This is a genomic window from Candidatus Tisiphia endosymbiont of Dioctria linearis, assembly GCF_964026545.1.
Classification (GTDB): domain Bacteria; phylum Pseudomonadota; class Alphaproteobacteria; order Rickettsiales; family Rickettsiaceae; genus Tisiphia.
In genome coordinates this window covers 491,020-512,422 of record NZ_OZ032156.1, presented here as the reverse complement: position 1 = coordinate 512,422, position 21,403 = coordinate 491,020, and the positions used below count along the sequence as shown (strand labels likewise).

The window sequence follows — 21,403 nt, the reverse complement described above, 5'->3', positions numbered from 1 at the left end:
AATAGGACATTATATCCAAACTGGTAGTAATGTTACCACCAGTAAGACTGTGATTGTCAGTGAGAATGGTGATATTATGCTGAGAGCTTCATCGATGCAATCGGCTCTATTAGAAATGACCAGTGGTAAGGATATTGGAGTAGATAAATCTAATATCCAAGCAACTGATCAAAGGTATAGAAGTGATAATACTTATATAATGGATAGTAATATTTCTGGGCAGACTAGTAGTATCCAATCTCAGAAAGATATTGGTATTATTAGAACTAATATTATGGTTCAACAAGTTACTAATCAAACTGGTCAAGACTTAATGGTAGTGGCGTCTAATGTTACCAGCCATCAAATGGCAAATGTGGCGGGTAGAGATATTGCGGTTAGTAATTCACAGGTAAGTAGCCGTCTGTTAAAGGTTGTCAGTGATAGAGATACTAGAGTCGATACATCTAATATCCAGGCAACTGACCAAAGTTATAGAGGTGATAATGTTTATCTAACCGATAGTAATATTTCTGGACAGACTAGTAGTTTACAAGCTCAGCAAGATATTGATATTCTTAGATCTAATGTTATTGAACAGCGAGTTACTAATCAAGCTGGTCAAGATTTAAGAATAGTGGACTCTAATATTACCAGTCGTCAAATGGAAAATGTGGCGGGTAGAGATATTGGAGTAGATAGTTCTAATATCCAGGCAACTGATCAAAGTTATAGAGGTAATAATGTTTATGTAACTGATAGTAATATTTCTGGACAGACTAGTAGTTTCCAATCTCAGAAAGATATTGGTATTGTTAGATCTAATATTATTGAACAGCAAGTTACTAATCAAGCTGGTCAAGATTTAAGAATAGTGGAGTCTAATATTGCCAGTCGTCAAATGGAAAATGTGGCGGGTAGGGATATTGGAGTAGATAAATCTAATATTATTGGTCAGCAAGTTACTAATCAAGCTGGTCAAGATTTAAGAATAGTAAACTCTAATATTGCCAACCATCAAATGGAAAATATGGTGGGTAAAGATATTTCAGTTAGTGATTCATCCATTATTAGTAGATTATTAGTCAATTATGCTGAAGGGAGCGTAACGTTCAGCAACTCTCAAGTCTTTGCCTCTCAAATGTTTACCGATACTCAGAAAAATATTACTATTGATGGTAGTAAAATTTTATCTGATAATAATTTATTTTTTAGAAGCATAGCTAATTATCTAGCAATTAATAGTGATATATCATTAAGCCAGTTTCCGACTAATTTATTCTTATATAATTCTAGTGCTAGAGATAGTAATGGCAACTTGCTAGTAAGATGTGGCTTCCCATTTAAAGAAATAGAAGCACTTGGTTTAGTAGATGCTAGAGGTTACAGTAGCCCTTCTTCTAATGAGTTTCAGTACCATTTAATTAATAGTAGTAAAATTGATCTTAGCATTTTTCAGGCAATAGCTGAGCAAAACCCTCAAAGCATTATTATTGATGCACATACTGGAGCAATAATTGGTAGCAGGTTAAGTGCTAAAGATCATCAGGTAATTATTAAGACGAAAGATGGTTTAGAATTACTGCCATTATCATTATACAATGCTACGATGTTTAGTGGTGGATTTAATGATCTTGGTATCAAATCCGTCATTAGCAAGATTGAAGCTGGAGCAATAGATATTGATGCTGGAAGTTATCTCAAAAGCGTAGGGGTATTATTAAGAGCTAATTCAGGTAGCTTAAAAGCAGATTACATAATGGATCAATCGTTTATTAAGGAATCGGCTGCCCGGCATGCTAGTTTACAAGCATTAAAACCATGGCTTAAGGCACCAGAATTATATGATATGATTGTAAATGACCAAATAGTTCCTACTAGGTTAGAATTTTCAGAAATCACTAAAATTGATCTTGGTAAGGGTAAGATTGATTTATTCTATCCTTATAGCAGCAAGCGAGTAGATTTAAGGCAGAGAGAAGGTGATGTAACCATAGAACGTGACGTAGATTTTCCTTATGAAGTAATGGCAGTGTATGTGGATTCAGGGAAGATATTCTTTGGTATTCCTAAGGTAGAGCAGTATTTTATTAGAAAATTTAGTTGGTTTGGCAGTAAGACTAAAATGTATGAACGCCACGTTACCGATCATGTACATGTTACTGGACAAAATTTATTTTTCGGGGCATCAGGTGACATTGAAGTACATGGCACAATTCAGGCAAGTGGTGAGTTAGGACTAAAAAGCAGTGATGGTGATATTAAGCTATCAGCTGACGAGATAGAGGTCAATAAAACTATCAAATGGAAATCCTTTTTTGGGAAAGATTTAACCTTTAACTTTAAAGAACCAGTCATCAAACAATCAGTTCTGAGAGCAGAAAATGCTTATATGATGGCAAATAATATTGAAGTTATCGGTAGCTTAATCACTATAAAAGATCATTTTCAAATAGTCAGTCAGAATAATATCAAGGTACTACCTATTGCCTTAATGACCAGCTATTGTCATCATGCTGGCAAAACTACTACCAGTGAGACCGCTATAAAGCATGTAGTATCGGAAATTAATGCCAGCATATTAAATATAGATGCAGGTAGAGCTGTGGGATTTATTAGCACCTTAATTGAAGTAGAAGAGATGAATCTGCATGCCGAAGACTTAAAAATTGGTCATGTGAAAGATATATTTGATAAGCAGGTGGAATTTAAAGGCAAGAAGAAGTTGTTTGGAGGTAGAAATAGCTGGACTAGTCATGATCACACTGAAACAGTTTTGCCAACGGTGATCAATGCTGGTAATCAGAGGATTGTTATTGATCAGGATGCTACTATAGAAACTGCCCAGATTTTTGCTGAACAGGATATATTAATGCAAGTTGGCGGTAACCTAACTGTCAAAGATGGCTATAATCTGCATATCCATGACTATCACAAGAAATCCTATAGTCTATGGTCATCTGATGGTAATTCGATGACATTTAATAGCACCAAAAATGTCAGAGAGTTTAATGAAGGGCATGATAGCGTACCAACTATTATCTGTGCTGGTGGTACTTTCTATGGAATAGTTGGTGGGCAAATGCATATTCTAGGCAGCAAGATTATTGGGCAGGATATTCATCTAGTAGTACCCAATGGTTTAAAGCTAGAAGCCTCAAAATATACTGATAAATCACTAATTTTCTGTAGTGAATCTGGTTTTAAGGTTGGTTTTTACCACAAAGGTAAGAGTGAAGGTGGGTTTAGAGCAGCAGCAACTGTAGATAGTGATCAGCAGAAATTATGGGACCAGCATTTAAATTCTTCTGAATTAGTAGCCTCTAATGCCCTAACTATTATGGCAAAAGACGGAACATTTGAGCAAATCTCTTCGGATATATCTGCTAAAATTATTCAAGTAGAAGCACGTAACTGGCAAGCAAAAACCTATGATACTGAGACTATCGCCAAACATATTGAGCAGCATGCTGAATTAGGGATAAAGCTTGCTGTTAAGCAAAATGTCACTAACGTTATAGATAAAGTTAAAATGTTGGTTACCAAGAAAGGTAGCCATGTTGTTGATAATCTTGATCGAGTTTTTAAAGCCTACGATGCATATAAATCATTAGCCATGTTACCAACTAATGCAGTAAATGTTGGTTTGTATGCCTATTTATCTGCCAGTCAGAGTGAAGAAATGACCTGTTCTACCGTAGCCGTAGATAATATTATTAATGGTGAAACGATCATTGCCCATGTTAAAGATGATATTCGTTTTCAAGGCGTGAAGATGACAGCGAAAGATGTCGATTTTACTGCCGCTAATTTTACCTTTGAAACTAGTAGTGATAAATATAACTATCAATATTAGTGGTCGAACAAAAATATGCTATAATAAGTGGGGGAGACAAAATTGAACAGGCTAAGGGGGTAGCAGCTAAGGAACAACAAGTTGCTAAAACTAGAGACCACACTGAACTGCCAGCTCATCCTGAACATAGTGAAGAACCTGGTCAAACTAAGGATGAGCTAGATGTTAAGTTACAGAAGATTATTCAAGAATTTGTTAAAGATAAACCAGAATATGCTGAGAAAATTAACAAAATAGGTTATAAGGAACTTAAAGAACAATTAGTAGAATATACCACATCCAGTCATGACCAACTGCAGGAACAAGATTGGTGGGGAAACATCACTAGTGGTATTAAAGAATTATTTGGAGTAAATGAAGCAGAAGCTGCTCTTCCATTAATAATACCGGTGGCTGAAATAATTAAATATGGTGGTGCAGCCTTAATTTTATCTCTCACAGCATCTAAATTAGCTAGTGAAAGTGATGGAAACAATTGGCAAAGCGACTTTGAAAAAAGAAAACATGATGATAGAGGTAAATCATCTGATACTACTAGTCAGCAGCAGAAAACTGCCACCTCTAGCAGCTTCATGCCTAATCTTGATCCGGATGATTTTGAACCTGATGATGAGGAGGATAAGACATCAAGAAAACAAAATTGTGAAAAATCTGAAAGTCCAATATGGAAGGAGTTAAAACCTTACAAAGGAAAAACTAAAACTAACGGACTGAGTGGAAATAAACAGAGATTTTACGAATGGGATCATACTCATAATGATATAGAAATATATGATAGTAATGGTTGTCATCAAGGCTCAATAAATCCAAAAACTGGAGAATTATATAAAGAAGCAGTTAAAGGGAGGAAACTTGGAATATGGTAAAATAAAAGCACAATATTATTGTTGTGCTCAATTCAGTTTTCATATGAAGGAAAAAGAAAGGATTATTATTTATGATCCAATGAACCGTTCACATCTAATAAAGGTTGATAAGCATATAGGACAAGAAATAGATTTTTGCCCTTGGTGTGGTACTAAATTACCTGAGAAAGTATCATATGACAAATGGTGGAATATTCTAGAAAAAGAATATAATATTACAGATCCTAGAAATTCAGAAAAAGAAAGAGTACCAGCTGAATTTTGGACCGACGAATGGTGGAAAAAACGAGGACTATAATGCGGTAAGAAGCAATTTGCAACAAACCTCTTCCAAAATTTAGAAGACGAAATAACCCAGGCGGAAGCAAGTGGTAGTAGTAAAGCTGATCTGCAAGCAATGTTACATATTTCGCAAGTATTTTACAAAAAGGAGCAAAGTGATGCCATCAAAGAAGGCAGACCAATAAAAGATTTTGGGGAATTTGCTCAGCATCTAAACCAACATATCTACAACGATTCAATCTTTGCTGGCAAAGTCCACGATAATATAGTTAAAATTTTACTAAAAACCCAATTAGTGGTCGAACAAAAATATGCTATAATAAGCGGGGGAGACAAAATTGAACAGGCTAAGGGGGTAGCAGCTAAGGAACAACAAGTTGCTAAAACTAGAGACCACACTGAATTTCCAGCTCATCCTGAACATAGTGAAGAACCTAATCAAACTAAGGATGAGCTAGATGTTAAGTTACAGAAGATTATTCAAGATAACCCAGAAATCAACCAGAAAATAGAGGAGCATGGAGGATATGATAATTTAAAACAACGATTGGTAGAAATAGCGAAAGAATTATTTGGTATATCAGAGGCACAGGCTTGTCCTGCTCCTATGATAGCAGCTGGGATAGCGACTGGTGGGGAGGGTGCTGTAGCAACTGGAACTGCTTTTGGAGGAATTGCGGCAGTTAATGCAATTACGGATATTCCTAAAAATGCATTGGTAGCATGGTTGTTTAAAAATATAGGTGATGGATCTTCCGGTCAAATTCTTAAAATTGCACTTACACTTGCTGTAAAGCCAGAAAGTGTAATGAATATAATGAACCCACAACAACAAAATGACTTTGAAAAAAGAAAACATGATGATAATAGTAATAAACCATCTACAAGCAAACAACAGCAGAAGGTGTCTGCTACTTCCTTTATGCCATCAGATCCAAATGATAATGATCCTGATGATGAATTCTCCCATTTTAAAAAGAAAGATGGGTCAAATCGCTATGAATGTGAAAAACAAGAGAGTCCTGAATGGAAAAGCTCTCAAAACTTTAAAGATGAATTTAGAACTAATGGTGGCACTGGCAAAAATAAAGAATATTATCGTTGGGATATGAAACATAAAGATATTGAAATATATGATCATAAAGCTCGGTATATTGGTTCAAAAGATCCTGTAACTGGAAAAATATATAGACAAGGGGATATGAGAATACATCCTAAACTGGAGCATTTAATATGAAATTTTGCTGCAAAGACTTTCCAAGCAAACAAAATGGTCGAGCAATAACTTTTTATTGCGAACGTACCGAAGATTCAATTATTAATTATTATCCAAGAGAAAGAGATTATTTAACAATTCATGGAGAGGCAACTGGTTATAGTATACAATATTGTCCTTGGTGTGGAACTAAGCTACCAAGGGAGTTGTGGGATGAATGGTATGATATTTTAAGTAGTGAATATGGAATAGAAGACCCCACTGAAAATGATAGAGAAAAGGTACCAGCCGAATTTTGGACCGATGAATGGTGGAAGAAGCGAGGATTATAGTGCAGTAAAAAGCAATTTTAGACAAACCTCTTCCAAAATTTAGAAGACGAAATAACCCAGGCTGAGGCAAATGGTGATAGTAAAGCTGATCTGCAAGCGATGTTACATATTTCGCAAGTACTTTACAAAAAAGAACAAAGTGACGCCATCAAAGAAGGCAGACCAATAAAAGATTTTGGGGAATTTGCTCAGCATCTAAACCAACATATCTACAACGATTCAATCTTTGCTGGCAAAGTCCACGATAATATAGTTAAAATTTCACTAAAAACCCAATTAGTGGTTGAACAAAAATATGCTATAATAGGTGGGGGACAGGCTAAGGATAATCAACCATTTGCCCCAAACATACCAGCTAGCAACAAGCCAGTTGCTGAATCAGCCGAGTTTAAATGGACTGAAGAGGGGATAACAAAGTTACTTGCCACTAATCCTGCAAACAAGATAACACCACCAATACCACCATTAGACATAATGGTTAGAGAGCAATCACTGCCGACTACTTCAAGAACGGTAGCTATTTCTGACATATCAGTAGAGGAAAGCAATATTAAAAACTTAAGCGATGATGAGCTAAGAACCGCATTTAGGTCAGTAACAAGTGGTACAAAATATATTTTCTTTGGACCAGATGAATATGGTGCAAAAATAATAGAAGAACATAAAAAACGATTCCCTGAGGCAGAAGGACAAAAAAATATAGAAGTATTAGGAGTGAGATTACTCTTTAATCCACTAATTAACCTAGCAGTGAAAGAAGCTACTGGTACTAAATTGCTAGGTGAGACTGACCCTACATATCTTGTACCGACAAGAGTTGCTTTACCTACTGTTATAGTAAAGGCAGTTGAGTTATGTTAGTGATTGTGATAATATAAAATGAAAAATGTCAACTAGCCCATACAGTATAGATTTAAGAGAAAAAGTAATAAAATATCTAGAAGCAGGAAATAGTCAAAGGTCAGCATCTAGAGTTTTTCAATTGAGCCCTACAACAGTAAATACATGGCATGTAAGGTATAAGAAAGAAGGTCATTATCAAGCAAGGAAGTATAAAGGAGCAAAGCCTAGTATAGAAATGGATGATTTTATCAAGTATGTAGAAGAAAATCCTAATAGCAAAACGGAAGATATTGGTAAGAAATTTGGGATAAGCGCTAGTGGGGCAAGATATTGGCTAAGACAATTGGGATTTAGTTATAAAAAAAAGCCTTTACCTATGTGGAAGCTAATGCTGAAAAGCGATGTAAGTATTTAGAAGATATCAAAGATCTAGCTACAGATGCGCTTGTGTATATAGATGAGAGCGGAATAGAGATGAACATTACCCAAGATAGAGGTTGGGGAAAGAAAGGTCAAACACTACAAGCAAAGAAGAGTGGGAAGTATTACCAAAGGACGAATATTATAGCAGGTTTGGTAGGTAATAAATCTATAGCCCCTTTTGTATTCAATGGCACCTGTAATACCGAACTATTTAATAATTGGGTAGAGCAATTTTTGATAAAAGAGCTTATAGCTGGTCAAGTTGTGATTTTAGACAATGCTGCTTTTCATAAGTCTAAGAAGACTAAAGATTTAATAGAATCAGTAGGATGTAGGGTAATATTTTTACCACCTTACTCTCCTGACCTAAATCCAATAGAGAAATTTTGGGCTAATATGAAAAGGTGGATTAAACAAAAAATCGGGCTTTCACAAGAATTGTATAACACCATTTGTGCATTCTTTGCTGTAACATAACTTAACTGCTTTTACTATAGTGGTGGCAACAAGATATTAAAAGATCCGGCACCAAAGCATAAAATTATAGAAGGAAAAGCAATTAATTTAGAAACCCCAGAAACATCTGGACTACCAAAAGAACCACACCTTCCAACCCACAGTGATATTACTGCTAAAACTAAAATTGTAGAAAAAACTTCGATGCTTGCTAATAAAGTTGAGCAAGAATTACCAACTTCTGAAGTTGGAGAAGTGAAATTAGGGGCATCAAATGTAGCTAGTGATCTACCATTACAAAAACGTATTGAGACAGTTACCGGTATTACAAAACCTGTAGACCTTAAACTAGAACAATATACTACATATCTTAAACAATATGAAAATTGGTCTCAACTTTCAGATTTAGCTAAAAAAGTGCCAGGAGAATTGGGCGTAGCAGTTTATAATAATAAGATGGATGGATTAAAATGGAAAAAAGGTGGGGATAGTATTAGAATAGATAAGGGAAATCCAGCTGCTAAGTACGTAACCCAGCAAGTTGACCATGTAGCAATAAGTTATAATGGTAAAGTTGTTGATCATACTGGTAACAATTATATCTTTAAAGATGAGGTAACTGGTGGCGTGTATAAGATGGATCGGGCTATGTTTGATGTTGGGAAAAGAAATGCAGAACACGGTTTTGATTTAAATATGCAAATAAAAGAGCCAACAAAACACCCAGATGCCCATATTCCAGCAGATCAATGGGCTAAATGGAAAAGTTTTCATAAACCAGATTAAGAGGTAATATTAATGACAACAAAATTTCTATTATATCCTCAACTTCGCATGGAAGTTAAAGGTTCATTTGAAGATTTAGCCGATTATGATAGGCAAATGAAAGAATGGGTGGACGAGCAATATCCTCATCCTTATAGTGATAGTTTGACATATTATGTAATAAACACATTATACGATAGTTGTGATTTGGATAAATATAAAGAAAGCAACATTGGTGAAATATTATATGACGAGGATGAAGCACAGCAAATCTATAAATTTTGTAAATGGTTTGGAGATTTAATAGATTCAATATCACTACATACTAATGAAACAAATTCAGATTATTTAAATCACCCAGAATGGTCTAAAGTTTATATTGGAGCCAAAGAGATGTATGAATTGATGGATAGAAATGATAAAAAATATCATTTTTCCGAAATAGCAAATAGTTAAAGTGTAGAAGTCAAGATTTAATCTTACAGACCCCATAAATTAACTTATTAGATTGTCAGATAAATTTTGACTGTCAGATAAGTGTTCAAGATACAAGATATCATTATTTTTTTCAAACGCTAATTTTTTACTATCTTTAAAGGTTTGCATTGGAGTTTTACCATAGCAATACTTGCCGGAATGAGGACGTTCGTTATTATAATAATGTAACCAGGTATCAAGATCTTTTTGCAATTCAAAAAGTGAATTGTAAATCTTTTTACGCATTGCAGTATCATAAAACTCATTTTTCATGGTTTTATGAAACCTCTCACATATCCCGTTAGTTTGAGGGGAATATGCTTTTGTAACGGTGTGTTCTATTCCTTCAATACTTAAAAACAATTCAAAGGCATGATGTTCTATATTTCCTTTATATTCAGTACCACGATCAGTTAATATACGTAGTATAGGAATACCTTGTTCTTCGTACCAAGGTAGAACTCTATCATTTAACATATCAGCAGAGGTTATAGCTGTTTTGTCTGTGTATAATTTGGCATCCGTCACCCTGGAATATCTATCGATAAAAGTTTGACCATAAACCTTACCTATTCCTTTAAAGTTGCCAACATAGTAAACATCTTGACAACCAAGATAGCCTGGATGTTCTGTCTCTATTTCCCCATGTGCCTCTTTAAGATTCTTACGATTCTCCAAGACACGTAATTGAGCTTCCGTAAGTATAATGCCATCCTGAGCCATTTTAGTTTCTAAAGCTACTAGCCGTTTCTTAAGATTATTGAGATCGTTCCTAAGCCAGATAGATCTAATGCCGCCGGGAGATACTAAAATCCCATCTTTTTTTAATTCGTTCGATACACGAAGTTGACCATAAGCGGGGTACTCTATTGCCATGTCTAATACCGCTTTCTCTACAATAGGATCAACTCTATTAGCCAATATGGGTTTCTTACGGCTTATTTCATACAAGGCTTCATCGCCACCATTCTCATATAATTCCTTGAATCTATAATAACTATCTCTGCTATACCCCATTGTTTTACATGCACTAGATACATTTCCTAAGCTTTTTGCTAGTTCAAGTAATCCTATTTTTGGTCTTATTATTTTCTGATTTAAATTCATTTTAATCTCCATTTAATAATTTGTTTATTTTACTAAATGTAAGATTAAATCTCAACTACTTCAACTAATTATTATTTTTTAAAACCTTCAGATATCTTGTCAACTGTTTTTAGGCAATGCCTGACAAGTTGCTGATGAGTTCTTGACAGAAGAGTTGACTTTATATATATTGCAACTTGTCTATATGCCATAGATATTAATAAAGGGGGTGTAGCTCAGTTGGTTAGAGCGTCTGCCTGTCACGCAGAAGGTCGCGGGTTCGAGTCCCGTCACTCCCGCCAATTCGGCACAACTTGCTACTTTTTGCATTTCTGCGAATGGAAAAGCCAGAACGTAATGCATCTTACAGCCCTCGAGTGTTAGGTTCGAAAATATAAAATTTAATAATTCCCTTTTTTCAGCAATTGTCGAACCTCTAAAAGTTTCATAGGCGTTTCTGCTGATACATATAAGGTCTGCAAGCTTTTTAGAAAGCTTATCATCTACTTTGTCATAACTCTTAATTAATTCAGTTAATTCATATTGTCTTTCCTTTAATTGAGCTTTCTTATGCAAAAATTCTTCTCTAGTTAAGGTGCCATCTGTTAAGAAATCCATCAATCTATTGAGTTTATTTTGAATAACGGTATGCTCTTGTTTTAATTCGCCAACTTCAAGGTTAAATTCATAAGCATTGCCTTGATTGACATTTATTAAATAATCCATTATTTGTTTTAACATCTCAGGATTTTTTATTTGTAAGGTTTTTAATACTTCCTCAATTTGTCTTAATATTTCATCTTCCCTAACCCAAATAGCCTTTTTAGGATCTTCTGGGCTCCAAGCTCTTAAGTAAGTCCATTCTGATATTTTGCCATTTTCATATTTTTTACTCTTAGTATCAGAAGTAATTAAATTACCGGTAACGGCACATTTAAGGATGCCTCTAAATAAAAATTCTTTACCTCGATATTGAAAAGGTTTTTTATGCCAACCCATACGTACTGCCTCACAAGCTTTAAAAATTTCTCTATTAGTAAGTGTTTGATAATGATGTAACCATAACTCTCCTTTTACTCTCATTTCTCCATAATAAAAAGGATTTTGTAGTATGCGATATATAACTGACTTAACAATATGATAGCCCTTCTTACTACGCAATCCCCAATCCTTAGCTTTGGTTACCATTTCTGATAAGGTATAGGCTCCTGTAGCATAGGTGTCAAATATCTTGCTAATAATACTACCATTAACTGGATCAATTACTATTATCCCTCTACCCCTTTCATCCCGTTTATTTAAATATCCAATAGGAGCAGAACCATACCACTCCCCATGAACTTCTATTTTTTGCTTAAAACTTTTTCTAACATTTTCACTTAATAAATCAGTATGACTTTTAGCGACTACCACGCTTATGCCCCACATCATTAATTCATGACCACTTGACTGCTGGTGAATAACATAACCTTCACTGTTAAAATGCAATTCCAATTTACCTTGTTTAACTAGCTCATCTAGTATAGGAAATTCTTTTTGGCTTCTTTGAACACGATCAACTTTATCAACAACAAAAGCGATAGGTTCTCGCTCTTTCTTAATGAATTTGATAATTTCCATAAAATGTTTATGATTACCTTTGGTAGAAGATTCAATAAGTTTAAAGGTTTGTATAATATGCAAACCTTTACGTTCGCAATATTTTTCTAACCGATCTTTTCGTACTTCAAGTGAGTAACCTTCCTCCTGATCTTTAGAAGAAACACGCGATAAAATAATTGCCTTTACCGCTTTGTTAGTCATTATTAAACTCCTTTATTTCTGATAATTTTTTTATTGTAAAAGATACTATAATGTTCTGCATAATGGGTAGTTTTTGATGAAAGACCATATGGCGAACTACTAATATCTTTAAATACTAATTTGCTAGAGATTTTGACATCCAAAAATAACGTTTGTCATTCCAACTGTTATTCTAACCAGTTTCCCAATAAAGTCAATCTTTAGTTGCCGATTCTTTTTCTTTATCTATTCTAAGTCGAATCTCGATAAATCTTTGGCAAAACCTTATAAAATTTCTTGCTAGCCTTCTTGATTCTTCTTCACTTATCTCTTGATCATGTGAATTACGAATGGTTAATGCTAAATTATTAAATATTTCTTCTGGTGTTCTTTTATCTTTATTCATATTTTTTCTCATTTTTTTATCACTTTATATTTTAATTGTTCTAGTAATTTTTTTCCAAGAGTTCTGTACTAATTCCATAAAAATCATTAGGAGTAACAACTCCATGAGTTGCTAAAAAAATTCTTTCCATCACTTTGGGTCTTGGGATGGTTTTTTCGTAGAGATATTTGTAAATGTGAGCTGGTGAGACTTTAAATAATTTAGTGACCTTACCGGTTGTTAAATTATTTACTTCTATCCAAATTGATAGTTTCATAATAACCTTTAAATAAAAATTAATTGTAATGTGAATATATCTAGAGGAACGGTTTTTAGCATGATATCTAGTATTTAATGTTATTTATAAAATAAAATTATTAACTTGTGGGGAAGGGTAACTTTAAGCAATTAGTTGTATTAATAAGTATGAGTTTTCTAGAGCTTTCATTAACTGGACTAATAACCCTTATGGCTATCCTGCCAAAGATCGGTCAGGAAAACTCGCCATGATTGAGCCAGCCCATTTAGGCAATCTTATGAACAAGATTACTTCAGGGATAGCACCAAAATCAACAATAGAACCAAATATGATAATTAATTAAAGAAAAATTAACTAAGGAGAAATTATATGAATTATTACGATTTTAACAATGCTGAACCAATTAATTTTAATTTAATCCCGCAAGGAACTATTGCTAAGGTTAGTCTGATGATTAGGGATGGTGGTTATAATGACCATGAACAAGGTTGGTTTGGCGGTTATGCAACTAAGAATGAGCTAAGCGAAGCTGTCTATTTAAATTGCGAGTTTACCATTTTACAAGGTGAATATGTAAAACGCAAAATATGGGGGTTGATTGGTTTATATAGTCAGAAGAAGAATAACCACTGGGGTGATATAGGACGCTCCTTTATTCGCTCTATGTTAAATTCAGCTAAAGGTTTTAGCGACAAAGATAATTCAGATGCTGCCCAGCTAGCAAGAAGGATTAATAGTTTTGCTGATTTAAATGGTTTAGAGTTTATAGCTAAAATTGACATTGAAACTGATAAATTAGGAAATCAAAAAAATGTTATTAAATCAGCTATAGATACCAGCCATAAGGATTATACTAAATTTATGGATAGTAGAACTGATTTAGCTAGCTGGATGTAGATATGCTAGATTTTAATCATCAACTGAAAACATATCATCAAATATCCGATCGGCTAAATAAGTTAATAGATCAAGCATTAGAGCTTGAAAGGCAAGCTGGGCAACCTCGTAAATATCTTGGTGCATCTCGTTTGGGAACACCTTGCTCTAGAGCATTGCAGTATGAGTATATCAGCAGCAAGCAAGGAATCAATCCTAACTTTAGAGGTCAAATATTAAGGATCTTTGACATTGGACATTTATTTGAAACATTAGCTATTAGGTGGTTAAAAGCCGCTGGTCTTGAGCTAGTTACCAAAGATCAGCATGGTAAGCAATTTGGTTTTGAGGTAGCGGATAAGAGAATTGCCGGTCATATTGATGGTATTATTTATAAAGCACCTAAGCAACTTGGCATAAACTGCCCTGCTTTATGGGAGGCTAAAACAATGAATAATAAAGCATGGAAAGAACTTGCTCGCAAAGGTTTGGTATTATCTAAACCTTTATATGCTGCTCAAATTGCTCTATATCAAGCTTATATGGAGGAAAGCATAGCTGGTATTTCTATAAATCCATGCTTATTTACTGCTATTAATAAAGATAATTGCGATATATATCATGAGCTTATCCCATTTGATGGAGAGCTAGCCCAAAGAATGAGTGATAAGGCGGTTAATATTATCCGTGCTACTGAAGTTGGCGAGTTATTGCCACGAACCTTTAACAGCAGAGAATTTTATGACTGCAAAATATGTTCATATCAAAATAAATGTTGAGACTGCAAGACTGAAGGTAAGTTATGAACATTCTGCCGATTAAGGATGATATTCAAACGTATTTTTGGGTGGTTTTTGGTTATCTTGACGGATTAATACCCTTACGTTCCTTTGCTGAAAAAGGTAGTAGTAGTAATAAACTACCGACTAATATATGGATTAAGGCTGATGATTCTATGACTAGTAAAGCTTTAAACTTTGCTAACATAGCTAATCAGAGACGAGCAGCTTTTTGTGTCATTCCAGCAATTGTTGAACAGTACGGTCAAGCTTCTAGTAACAGCATCAAGCAAATGCAGGTACTACTGATTGATATTGATGATGGTGATGTAGAAGGTAAGTTATTCTTACTGGAGCAAACTCTAGGTCAAGCTACTATGATTATTGAATCAGGTGGCGTTACCTGTGAGGGTTTAGCCAAAATCCATGTTTACTGGCAATTAACTAAAGCGATAGAAGGTAATCAGTTAAAACAATTACTAGAACTTAGATATCAAATAGCTCATATTTTCGGTGGCGATACTCATTTTAAATCGGCTCATCAACCAATTAGGGTAGCAGGTTCAGTCTATCATAAAGGTGGGATAGCTAAGTTAGTTAAAATTAGAACTTACACGCCAGTAGAATATGAACTTGAGCCATTAATTCAGTTGGTTAAGGAACTACCACTCAATAATCTAGCTAATAATAATTTTATAACCACTTCCGCTTTACCAATCAATAAGATACTTACTGAAAAGGTTTATGAAGGAGGCATAGGAGAACAAACTAGGTTTAATCATTTAACTAGAGTAATTGGTTATTGGCTGCGTCGCTGCCATGATGGGTTGATTAGCGAAGATAAAGCAATAGAAGAAATCTATAGTTATAATCTAGCTAATGTATTACCTGCATGGTCAATTGATAAAATAAAGCAGATGGTTAATGGCTTATGGAAAGTACATATAGAAAAATATGGTACTCCTAAACAGCAACCACAACAGATTACCAATACAGTTATCAGCTTCTCTTTAGGCGATTTTCTAGCTGATCATAGTCAACTGCCACAGGATATAATTGCTCCACGAATCTTAACACCTAGCGGTATATTAAGTCTTTGGCGGAGCCCCTAAAGTTGGTAAAAGTGATTTTTTATTATCACTATTTGTTCATATGTCAGCAGGTAAAGAATTTGTTGGGTTTAAACCAGCAAGACCATTAAGGATATTTTATTTGCAAACAGAAATTGGTTACCATTATATGCGAGAGAGGTTACAAAATATCCAGCTGCCAAAAGAGTTGCTTGATAAGGCAGAAACTAATTTGCATATTACAGCTAATAATAGATTACTGCTCGATGAACAAGGAGTCAATATTGCTGCTAAACATATTAGACAGATTTTCCCTGAACATCCACCGGATATTATTGCCATTGACCCTATTCGCAATAGTTTTGATGGTGGTAGACATGACTCTACCGAGAACGAAAATGATGCCATGATGTTTTTTCTGCAAAATAGAATTGAGTTACTGAGAGATAAAATAAATCCTCATACTGGCATTATTCTTGTTCATCATACTAAAAAAATTAGTCGTATACAATTTGAAGATGATCCATTTCAAGCATTTAGTGGAGCAAGTAGCTTGAGAGGTTATTATACTAGCGGGATATTATTATATAAACCTGAGATAGATAGTAATAATCGTCATTTAATTTTTGAATTGCGTAATGGCAAGGAGATTGGCAACAAGATTATTCATAAGGTTGCTGGTATATGGGAAGAGTTAAATCCTATGGAGAAACGTATTGCATATAAAGTAAAGGGTAAGCTTTACGATCGCGAACGTGAACGCCGTATTAAGGTTATTATTAAACTACTTGAGGCAGATGCTTTAAGAGGTAAGTTTTATCTAATGAAACAGTTTGCTCAAAAATATCAGAATTATATAGATTTAGGTGGTAGAAGAGCGATTTATGATGACTGCTCAGTTGCTGCTACTCAAGGAGTAATTAAGTTTTTTGATAATCCTGAGGAGTATGGAATAAAGCTCGCAAGTGTTGTTAACGCAAGCTTTGGTTATATATGTACTGAAAATATGATGATGGAAAAAGAGGAAGTCATCAATATTGAAACTGGAGAAACAATAAAAAATTATATTCAAATACCACCCACGCATTACAAATGTGATGGTGATGGAAGGAAGAAAAAGATACTAAATAATAATAACTGGCAAATAGATTTAGAAAAAATTGGTGAAAATACTGTAAATAAAACAAATTTAAAATGCAGCTCATAATGCATAGTGCATAATGCATTTCATAGTGCAGTGCATGATGAAGTCAGCCGCAATGCCTTATAAATACTGCAATTGTAGAGAATTCCATAATGCATCTGCACTACAAAAAGAAATGCATTAAGGGGTTGCTCTCTAGCCCTTATTTATCAAGGGATTGCAGCCAGCTTCATAATGCAGCATTTTCCCCCTTTATAAATAAAGGGCTTTTTAATAAGCCCAATTTATTTTACGGGGTAATTCACCTGAGTCAAAAATTAGCTGGATTAAACTTTGAAAAATCATTGAGGAAAAAATGAAAGAAGAAAAAATAGTGGATAACGCCTAACCAATTGTCTATTTTTCACATTATATTACTTAGTGCTTTATAGTTTTTGTGCTATACTGCTTCTTAGGTACTAATAACTACTAATAGCAGCATATATGGATAAAATAACTCCTCGCGTGGATTTAGCTTTCAAAAAGATCTTTGGTGTAGAAGAGAATAAGGATTTGCTGATATCCTTGATTAATTCTATCGTTGGACAAGAGGATCAAGTGGCAGAGGTAACTTTGCTTAATCCATATAACCCTAAAAACTTTAAGAATGATAAACTCTCAATATTAGACGTTAAAGCCAAATCTGTTGATGGCAAAAGGTTCAATATTGAGATTCAAATTAGCGACGAAGCTGATTATGATAAGCGAGCTTTATATTACTGGACTAAATTATATACTGAGCAATTAAAGGTAGCTCAGGACTATTCGACCTTAAGCAAAGCCATTGGTATTCATATACTTAATTTTACTTCTATTCCTAAAGTAGATAAATATCACAATGTTTTCCATATAGTCGAAAAAGATAGTGGCTTGTTGTATTTCAAGGATCTCGAATTACATACTATTGAGCTTAATAAGTTTACTGATAATTCTCATGAGGAATTAGCTGATATACTGAAAAAAGTAAAAGACTCTCTAGATATGTGGTTAGCTTTTTTAACAAGACATGACCTACTTAACAAAGATAATTTGCCTAAAGAACTGGACAATATTGCCTTAAAAAAAGCTCTAACAGTGCTAAATGTTATGAACTTTACTGACGAAGAAAGAGAGGCCTATGAAGGTCATCTCAAATGGCTGCGTATAGAAGCTAATACTATCAAGAAATTTGAGGATAAAGGTAGAGCGGAAGGTAAAGAGGAAGGTAGAGCGGAAGGTAGAGTGGAAGGTAGAGTGGAAGGTAGAGTGGAAGAAAAAATATCTATGGCAAAAGAAATGCTATTAAACAATGAGTCGATGGAAAAAATTATTAAATACACTAAGTTAAGTAAATCTCAAATAGAAAATCTAAAATGACTTACGATTCTCAAACTGTTACTGCTCTAAAATCGACAATTGGTTAGGCGTTATCATCTTCTTAATCTTCTTGTCGTATAATATTGAGGACAATTTGTCAATTCCCTTCTAATTGCATAATGTACCAATATGAATATTAATAACTACAAAACATCAGACATTGCTCATAACTTAAATATAAGCACTCGTAGAGTTCAACAATTAGTAAAAATTGGTATATTACCTGCTCCAATTGAAGGTCAATATAATCTAGCTTGTTGTATACAAAACTACGAACAATATTTGCAAAAAAAGTTAGTGCAAAAAAATCAAGGTCAAAGTACGTCAAGTTATGGTAACGTAGTTACTCAAAAACTACGCTTACTAAAAGCCCAGGCTGATAAAGTCGAATTTGAGGTAGAAATATTGGAGGGTAAATATATTTTAGCGACTGAAGTAGAATTATTATGGTCAGGATTAATAATAGCCTTTCGCTCAAGAATGTTAAACATACCAACTAATTTGGCTAGGCAATTAATGACAGTTAGTAATGACTTTACAGCAATAGTTAATATTCTTTCGCAAGAAATAGAACAAGCTTTGTTAGAGCTAAGCAACTATCAGCATGACCCAGCAGATGAATCATTATCAACTGAACCGACAAACGATGATCAGTCGGATAGCGAAGATAGTAGCTCCGCCACTTAAGCTTTTAGTAAGCACATGGGCTGATTGTTACCGAAAATTATCTAGTGAATCTTCAGCTGAATCAGGAAGTTCGAGAGCTAATAAGGCTCCCTATCAACGGGAGATTATGGATGCTGTATGCAATCCGAATATTGAAATGATCATAGTAAATAAATCTTCTCCTAAATATATTTTATCTATACTTACTTCAGAACAAATTGAGCGGAATTATTATAATAATGATTACACCGTATTATTAGTTAAGGAAAGTTCAGGAGAATTTGGGGCTAGGAGCGATGGAGCGACGCCTATAAGTAATAGGCGAGCATTGAGCGACAACGTCACCAACTTCTCATCAATTGACTATAAAGCTATTAGAAGATGTTTTAACTATGCAGCACGGTACTAAGTAATTATTCCAGAAGGTAATAAAAGAGACATTGCTAAAATATCACATGAAATTAAGGGGGCATTAACCATCAAAACCATATCCCATGCCAATGAGTTATTGAATGTTGTTTTTATTAACAAAAAATAAACATATTTTAACATAAAATTAGTTGACTATTTAATGCAGGTTATATTTAATTAAAAATGTAACTATTGCTAACAAGGTTTAAACACGGTGAAAATACGATATATGGCTGATAATTTTGAGGACGATAAAGACGATAAAAATAATAAAGGGCAGAAAGATATAGCGTATTTAGCTCAGTTTGATAATGTTGTTAATGATATCAAGTTACAGATTCATACTACTAATCCAGCTGAATTGGCAAGGCTTAATGCTTCCATAACCAGCTTGTTGAATAGCAATCTTCCACCTGAGACATTAGCCAAACTACAAAATTTACAAGCATTCGTTAGAGAAAGAGAAGAGCAAGCTGAACAAGTTGTACTTTCACAACAATTAGAAGAAGAAAGAAAGGCTGAAGCCGATAGGCTGGCATCTTTATTAGAGAGGGAAGTAAAAGAAGCTGCAAAACTTGAACAAATTCACCAGGAAACTGCGAGATTGGAAGAACAACATAAAGAATTTACAAAAGATGCAGATGAGTATTTATCTGCAATGAAAGACGAGAATGCTAAATTAGATGATGTAATTAAAGATATTGAAAAAGATGGGGATGTAAATCAAAATAAACTACTACCACTCATAAAAACAGAAGAACAGATAAAAAAACAAAACGAAGAATATAAAAAATTATATAAACATCGTGACGAAATACACAAACATTATAATGAAGTAAGTACTCATCATCAGGGATTGCTAACAGAAAGAAAAAGGTTAGGCAATGAGCTTACTGCCAAGGAAAAGACAGAAAAACCTCAATCACCAACTATAATTAATACAAAAGAACTAATAAAGCATCAGGATAAGAAAATCAAGGCATTTGAGCCTGTTTTGGCAAAAGTTATGGAACAGAAAAAAGAGGTAGATGCTGGAATTCAAGAATTGGAGGAAGCTAAAGTAGAAGCTCAAAAGCAATACACAAAAATCGATAAAATAGCCGAAGAATGTAAAGGCACAGATCCTGGGAAACACAAAATATTAAAGCAATTTACTACTTTGCTCAAAAACCAAGATAATGCTGTTACTAATGATGGAAAGATTGAAGATACACTTCTCCGCAGTGAGGTAATAGATAGGTCAAAAAGGGAAAAGAAATCAGAGTATGAAGTCGATGGGTTAGGAAATGACGACACTTCACAACAACATATTAAAGCTACTAAAGTGGAAAAAGGAGAAATAGCTAAAATCCCCATAAATGTTAAACACATGATAAGTAAAGCTACTGTTTCAGCAGAAGATAAAATTTCGCCTTTAACTACCCCAAACAATATAAAAAAAAATACTAAAGGACAAACTAAATAAGGTGGATAGCTATGACAAAATTAAAGCAAAATAATTATTTAGATCAAGCTAAAACCTTAATTAGAACTGCTAATAATTTATATGACCATGCTCTAGATGGTCTAAGTAAAGTAAATATCATAATAGAGGAACATGGATTAACACCAGAAGTAATTAGTGGTTCTAAAGCAATGCATTTTGAATTAAAAGAAGCTTTACTATTTGGTAAAGGAGAGGCGGCTGCCGGGCTTGCCTATCTTTATCGTGAAGGCTTGGGAGTAGAGAAGAGCGAATATAAAGATAAACTCTATGTATCTATTGGAGCTAAATTAGGTGATTCATCTTGTCAGGAATTGCTACCTCAACGGAATCATAAAGATGTGGAGTTAGAAGCCAAAAAATGGCTTAAGGCTATCAAGGTAATTACTAAAAAATATCCCAACAAGGATGCAGAGATAACTTCAGCAGATACAGTTTGGGTTCAAGGACAATTGGAACATTATTGTGGAAAACAGCATTCATCGTATCCAGCAGCTATGTATGTTCCATCATCTACTCCAAGCAATATCAAGAGGAATACTAAAGGTCAAACTAAATATAGGTAGGTAAAC

Annotated in this window: 24 protein-coding genes, 1 tRNA gene and 1 pseudogene; 21 read left to right on the top strand and 5 right to left on the bottom strand. The window is 34.2% G+C overall.

From position 1 onward, the window contains the following. The first annotated feature begins 94 nt into the window (after nucleotides 1-94). From AAGD42_RS02490 to AAGD42_RS02445, 10 genes are all read left to right on the top strand, one after another. On the top strand, nucleotides 95-3,835 hold the full coding sequence (locus tag AAGD42_RS02490; RefSeq protein ID WP_341753130.1) for a hypothetical protein: 3,741 nt from the start codon (nucleotides 95-97) through the stop codon (nucleotides 3,833-3,835). Beyond that, nucleotides 3,835-4,701 (top strand): colicin E3/pyocin S6 family cytotoxin, encoded by an 867-nt coding sequence (locus tag AAGD42_RS02485; protein ID WP_341753129.1) that lies wholly within the window; start codon nucleotides 3,835-3,837, stop codon nucleotides 4,699-4,701. The genes AAGD42_RS02490 and AAGD42_RS02485 overlap by 1 nt, the downstream gene beginning before the upstream one ends. After that, complete coding sequence (locus AAGD42_RS02480) at nucleotides 4,688-4,999, top strand: DUF6980 family protein (RefSeq protein ID WP_341753128.1); 312 nt, start codon at nucleotides 4,688-4,690, stop codon at nucleotides 4,997-4,999. The genes AAGD42_RS02485 and AAGD42_RS02480 overlap by 14 nt, the downstream gene beginning before the upstream one ends. Before the next feature lie 99 nt (nucleotides 5,000-5,098). Then, on the top strand, nucleotides 5,099-6,220 hold the full coding sequence (locus AAGD42_RS02475) for a hypothetical protein (RefSeq protein ID WP_341753127.1): 1,122 nt from the start codon (nucleotides 5,099-5,101) through the stop codon (nucleotides 6,218-6,220). Then, entirely contained in the window at nucleotides 6,217-6,531 is a 315-nt protein-coding gene (locus AAGD42_RS02470) for a DUF6980 family protein (RefSeq protein ID WP_341753126.1), read from the top strand. The genes AAGD42_RS02475 and AAGD42_RS02470 overlap by 4 nt, the downstream gene beginning before the upstream one ends. A gap of 99 nt (nucleotides 6,532-6,630) precedes the next feature. Next, on the top strand, nucleotides 6,631-7,392 hold the full coding sequence (locus tag AAGD42_RS02465; RefSeq protein WP_341753125.1) for a hypothetical protein: 762 nt from the start codon (nucleotides 6,631-6,633) through the stop codon (nucleotides 7,390-7,392). A gap of 25 nt (nucleotides 7,393-7,417) precedes the next feature. Beyond that, nucleotides 7,418-7,789: a helix-turn-helix domain-containing protein gene (locus AAGD42_RS02460; RefSeq protein WP_341749594.1), complete on the top strand. Its 372-nt coding sequence runs from the start codon at nucleotides 7,418-7,420 to the stop codon at nucleotides 7,787-7,789. Then, complete coding sequence (locus AAGD42_RS02455; RefSeq protein ID WP_341749620.1) at nucleotides 7,753-8,274, top strand: IS630 family transposase; 522 nt, start codon at nucleotides 7,753-7,755, stop codon at nucleotides 8,272-8,274. Before AAGD42_RS02460 ends, AAGD42_RS02455 begins: the two co-directional genes overlap by 37 nt. Before the next feature lie 183 nt (nucleotides 8,275-8,457). Then, the gene (locus AAGD42_RS02450) at nucleotides 8,458-9,039 is read left to right on the top strand and encodes a hypothetical protein (RefSeq protein ID WP_341753124.1); all 582 of its coding nucleotides are present in this window, start codon (nucleotides 8,458-8,460) and stop codon (nucleotides 9,037-9,039) included. Nucleotides 9,040-9,051: 12 nt separating this feature from the next. Beyond that, complete coding sequence (locus AAGD42_RS02445; RefSeq protein WP_341753123.1) at nucleotides 9,052-9,474, top strand: SCO4402 family protein; 423 nt, start codon at nucleotides 9,052-9,054, stop codon at nucleotides 9,472-9,474. Between the two features lie 39 nt (nucleotides 9,475-9,513). Here AAGD42_RS02445 and AAGD42_RS02440 read toward each other — a convergent pair whose 3' ends face one another. Continuing rightward, complete coding sequence (locus AAGD42_RS02440) at nucleotides 9,514-10,602, bottom strand: IS481 family transposase (RefSeq protein ID WP_341753122.1); 1,089 nt, start codon at nucleotides 10,600-10,602, stop codon at nucleotides 9,514-9,516. A gap of 204 nt (nucleotides 10,603-10,806) precedes the next feature. On the opposite strand from AAGD42_RS02440, the gene AAGD42_RS02435 reads away from it, so the two are divergent. Then, nucleotides 10,807-10,883: transfer RNA gene (locus AAGD42_RS02435), tRNA-Asp, on the top strand. Between the two features lie 721 nt (nucleotides 10,884-11,604). Here the strand turns inward: AAGD42_RS02435 and AAGD42_RS07100 are convergent. The 4 genes and pseudogenes from AAGD42_RS07100 to AAGD42_RS02420 form a co-directional block, all read right to left on the bottom strand. After that, nucleotides 11,605-12,384, bottom strand: a pseudogene (locus tag AAGD42_RS07100) (recombinase family protein); the annotation flags it as partial. A 2-nt stretch (nucleotides 12,385-12,386) separates the two neighbouring features. After that, on the bottom strand, nucleotides 12,387-12,527 hold the full coding sequence (locus AAGD42_RS02430; protein WP_341760756.1) for a hypothetical protein: 141 nt from the start codon (nucleotides 12,525-12,527) through the stop codon (nucleotides 12,387-12,389). A 50-nt stretch (nucleotides 12,528-12,577) separates the two neighbouring features. Continuing rightward, entirely contained in the window at nucleotides 12,578-12,781 is a 204-nt protein-coding gene (locus AAGD42_RS02425) for a hypothetical protein (protein WP_341760757.1), read from the bottom strand. Between the two features lie 28 nt (nucleotides 12,782-12,809). Next, the gene (locus AAGD42_RS02420) at nucleotides 12,810-13,025 is read right to left on the bottom strand and encodes a hypothetical protein (protein ID WP_341753102.1); all 216 of its coding nucleotides are present in this window, start codon (nucleotides 13,023-13,025) and stop codon (nucleotides 12,810-12,812) included. Nucleotides 13,026-13,376: 351 nt separating this feature from the next. On the opposite strand from AAGD42_RS02420, the gene AAGD42_RS02415 reads away from it, so the two are divergent. The 10 genes from AAGD42_RS02415 to AAGD42_RS02370 all read left to right on the top strand — a co-directional run bounded on the left by AAGD42_RS02415 (nucleotide 13,377) and on the right by AAGD42_RS02370 (nucleotide 21,397). Continuing rightward, nucleotides 13,377-13,904 carry a hypothetical protein gene (locus AAGD42_RS02415; protein WP_341753103.1) on the top strand — a complete coding sequence of 176 codons (528 nt, stop codon included), beginning with the start codon at nucleotides 13,377-13,379 and terminating at the stop codon, nucleotides 13,902-13,904. A 2-nt stretch (nucleotides 13,905-13,906) separates the two neighbouring features. Continuing rightward, nucleotides 13,907-14,662 carry a hypothetical protein gene (locus AAGD42_RS02410; RefSeq protein WP_341753104.1) on the top strand — a complete coding sequence of 252 codons (756 nt, stop codon included), beginning with the start codon at nucleotides 13,907-13,909 and terminating at the stop codon, nucleotides 14,660-14,662. A gap of 23 nt (nucleotides 14,663-14,685) precedes the next feature. Next, nucleotides 14,686-15,774, top strand: a complete 1,089-nt coding sequence (locus AAGD42_RS02405) for a hypothetical protein (protein ID WP_341753105.1) — start codon at nucleotides 14,686-14,688, stop codon at nucleotides 15,772-15,774. A 40-nt stretch (nucleotides 15,775-15,814) separates the two neighbouring features. Then, complete coding sequence (locus AAGD42_RS02400; protein ID WP_341753106.1) at nucleotides 15,815-16,939, top strand: AAA family ATPase; 1,125 nt, start codon at nucleotides 15,815-15,817, stop codon at nucleotides 16,937-16,939. 420 nt (nucleotides 16,940-17,359) lie between these two features. After that, nucleotides 17,360-18,271 carry an Rpn family recombination-promoting nuclease/putative transposase gene (locus AAGD42_RS02395; RefSeq protein ID WP_341753120.1) on the top strand — a complete coding sequence of 304 codons (912 nt, stop codon included), beginning with the start codon at nucleotides 17,360-17,362 and terminating at the stop codon, nucleotides 18,269-18,271. 129 nt (nucleotides 18,272-18,400) lie between these two features. Then, nucleotides 18,401-18,958, top strand: a complete 558-nt coding sequence (locus tag AAGD42_RS02390; RefSeq protein WP_341753119.1) for a hypothetical protein — start codon at nucleotides 18,401-18,403, stop codon at nucleotides 18,956-18,958. Further along, nucleotides 18,918-19,346, top strand: a complete 429-nt coding sequence (locus tag AAGD42_RS02385) for a hypothetical protein (RefSeq protein ID WP_341753118.1) — start codon at nucleotides 18,918-18,920, stop codon at nucleotides 19,344-19,346. The genes AAGD42_RS02390 and AAGD42_RS02385 overlap by 41 nt, the downstream gene beginning before the upstream one ends. A 3-nt stretch (nucleotides 19,347-19,349) precedes the next feature. Then, complete coding sequence (locus tag AAGD42_RS07095; protein ID WP_410520954.1) at nucleotides 19,350-19,475, top strand: hypothetical protein; 126 nt, start codon at nucleotides 19,350-19,352, stop codon at nucleotides 19,473-19,475. Between the two features lie 87 nt (nucleotides 19,476-19,562). Further along, the gene (locus tag AAGD42_RS02375; protein ID WP_341760758.1) at nucleotides 19,563-20,813 is read left to right on the top strand and encodes a hypothetical protein; all 1,251 of its coding nucleotides are present in this window, start codon (nucleotides 19,563-19,565) and stop codon (nucleotides 20,811-20,813) included. 11 nt (nucleotides 20,814-20,824) lie between these two features. Next, nucleotides 20,825-21,397 carry a hypothetical protein gene (locus AAGD42_RS02370; RefSeq protein WP_341753116.1) on the top strand — a complete coding sequence of 191 codons (573 nt, stop codon included), beginning with the start codon at nucleotides 20,825-20,827 and terminating at the stop codon, nucleotides 21,395-21,397. The last annotated feature ends 6 nt before the right edge of the window (nucleotides 21,398-21,403 follow it).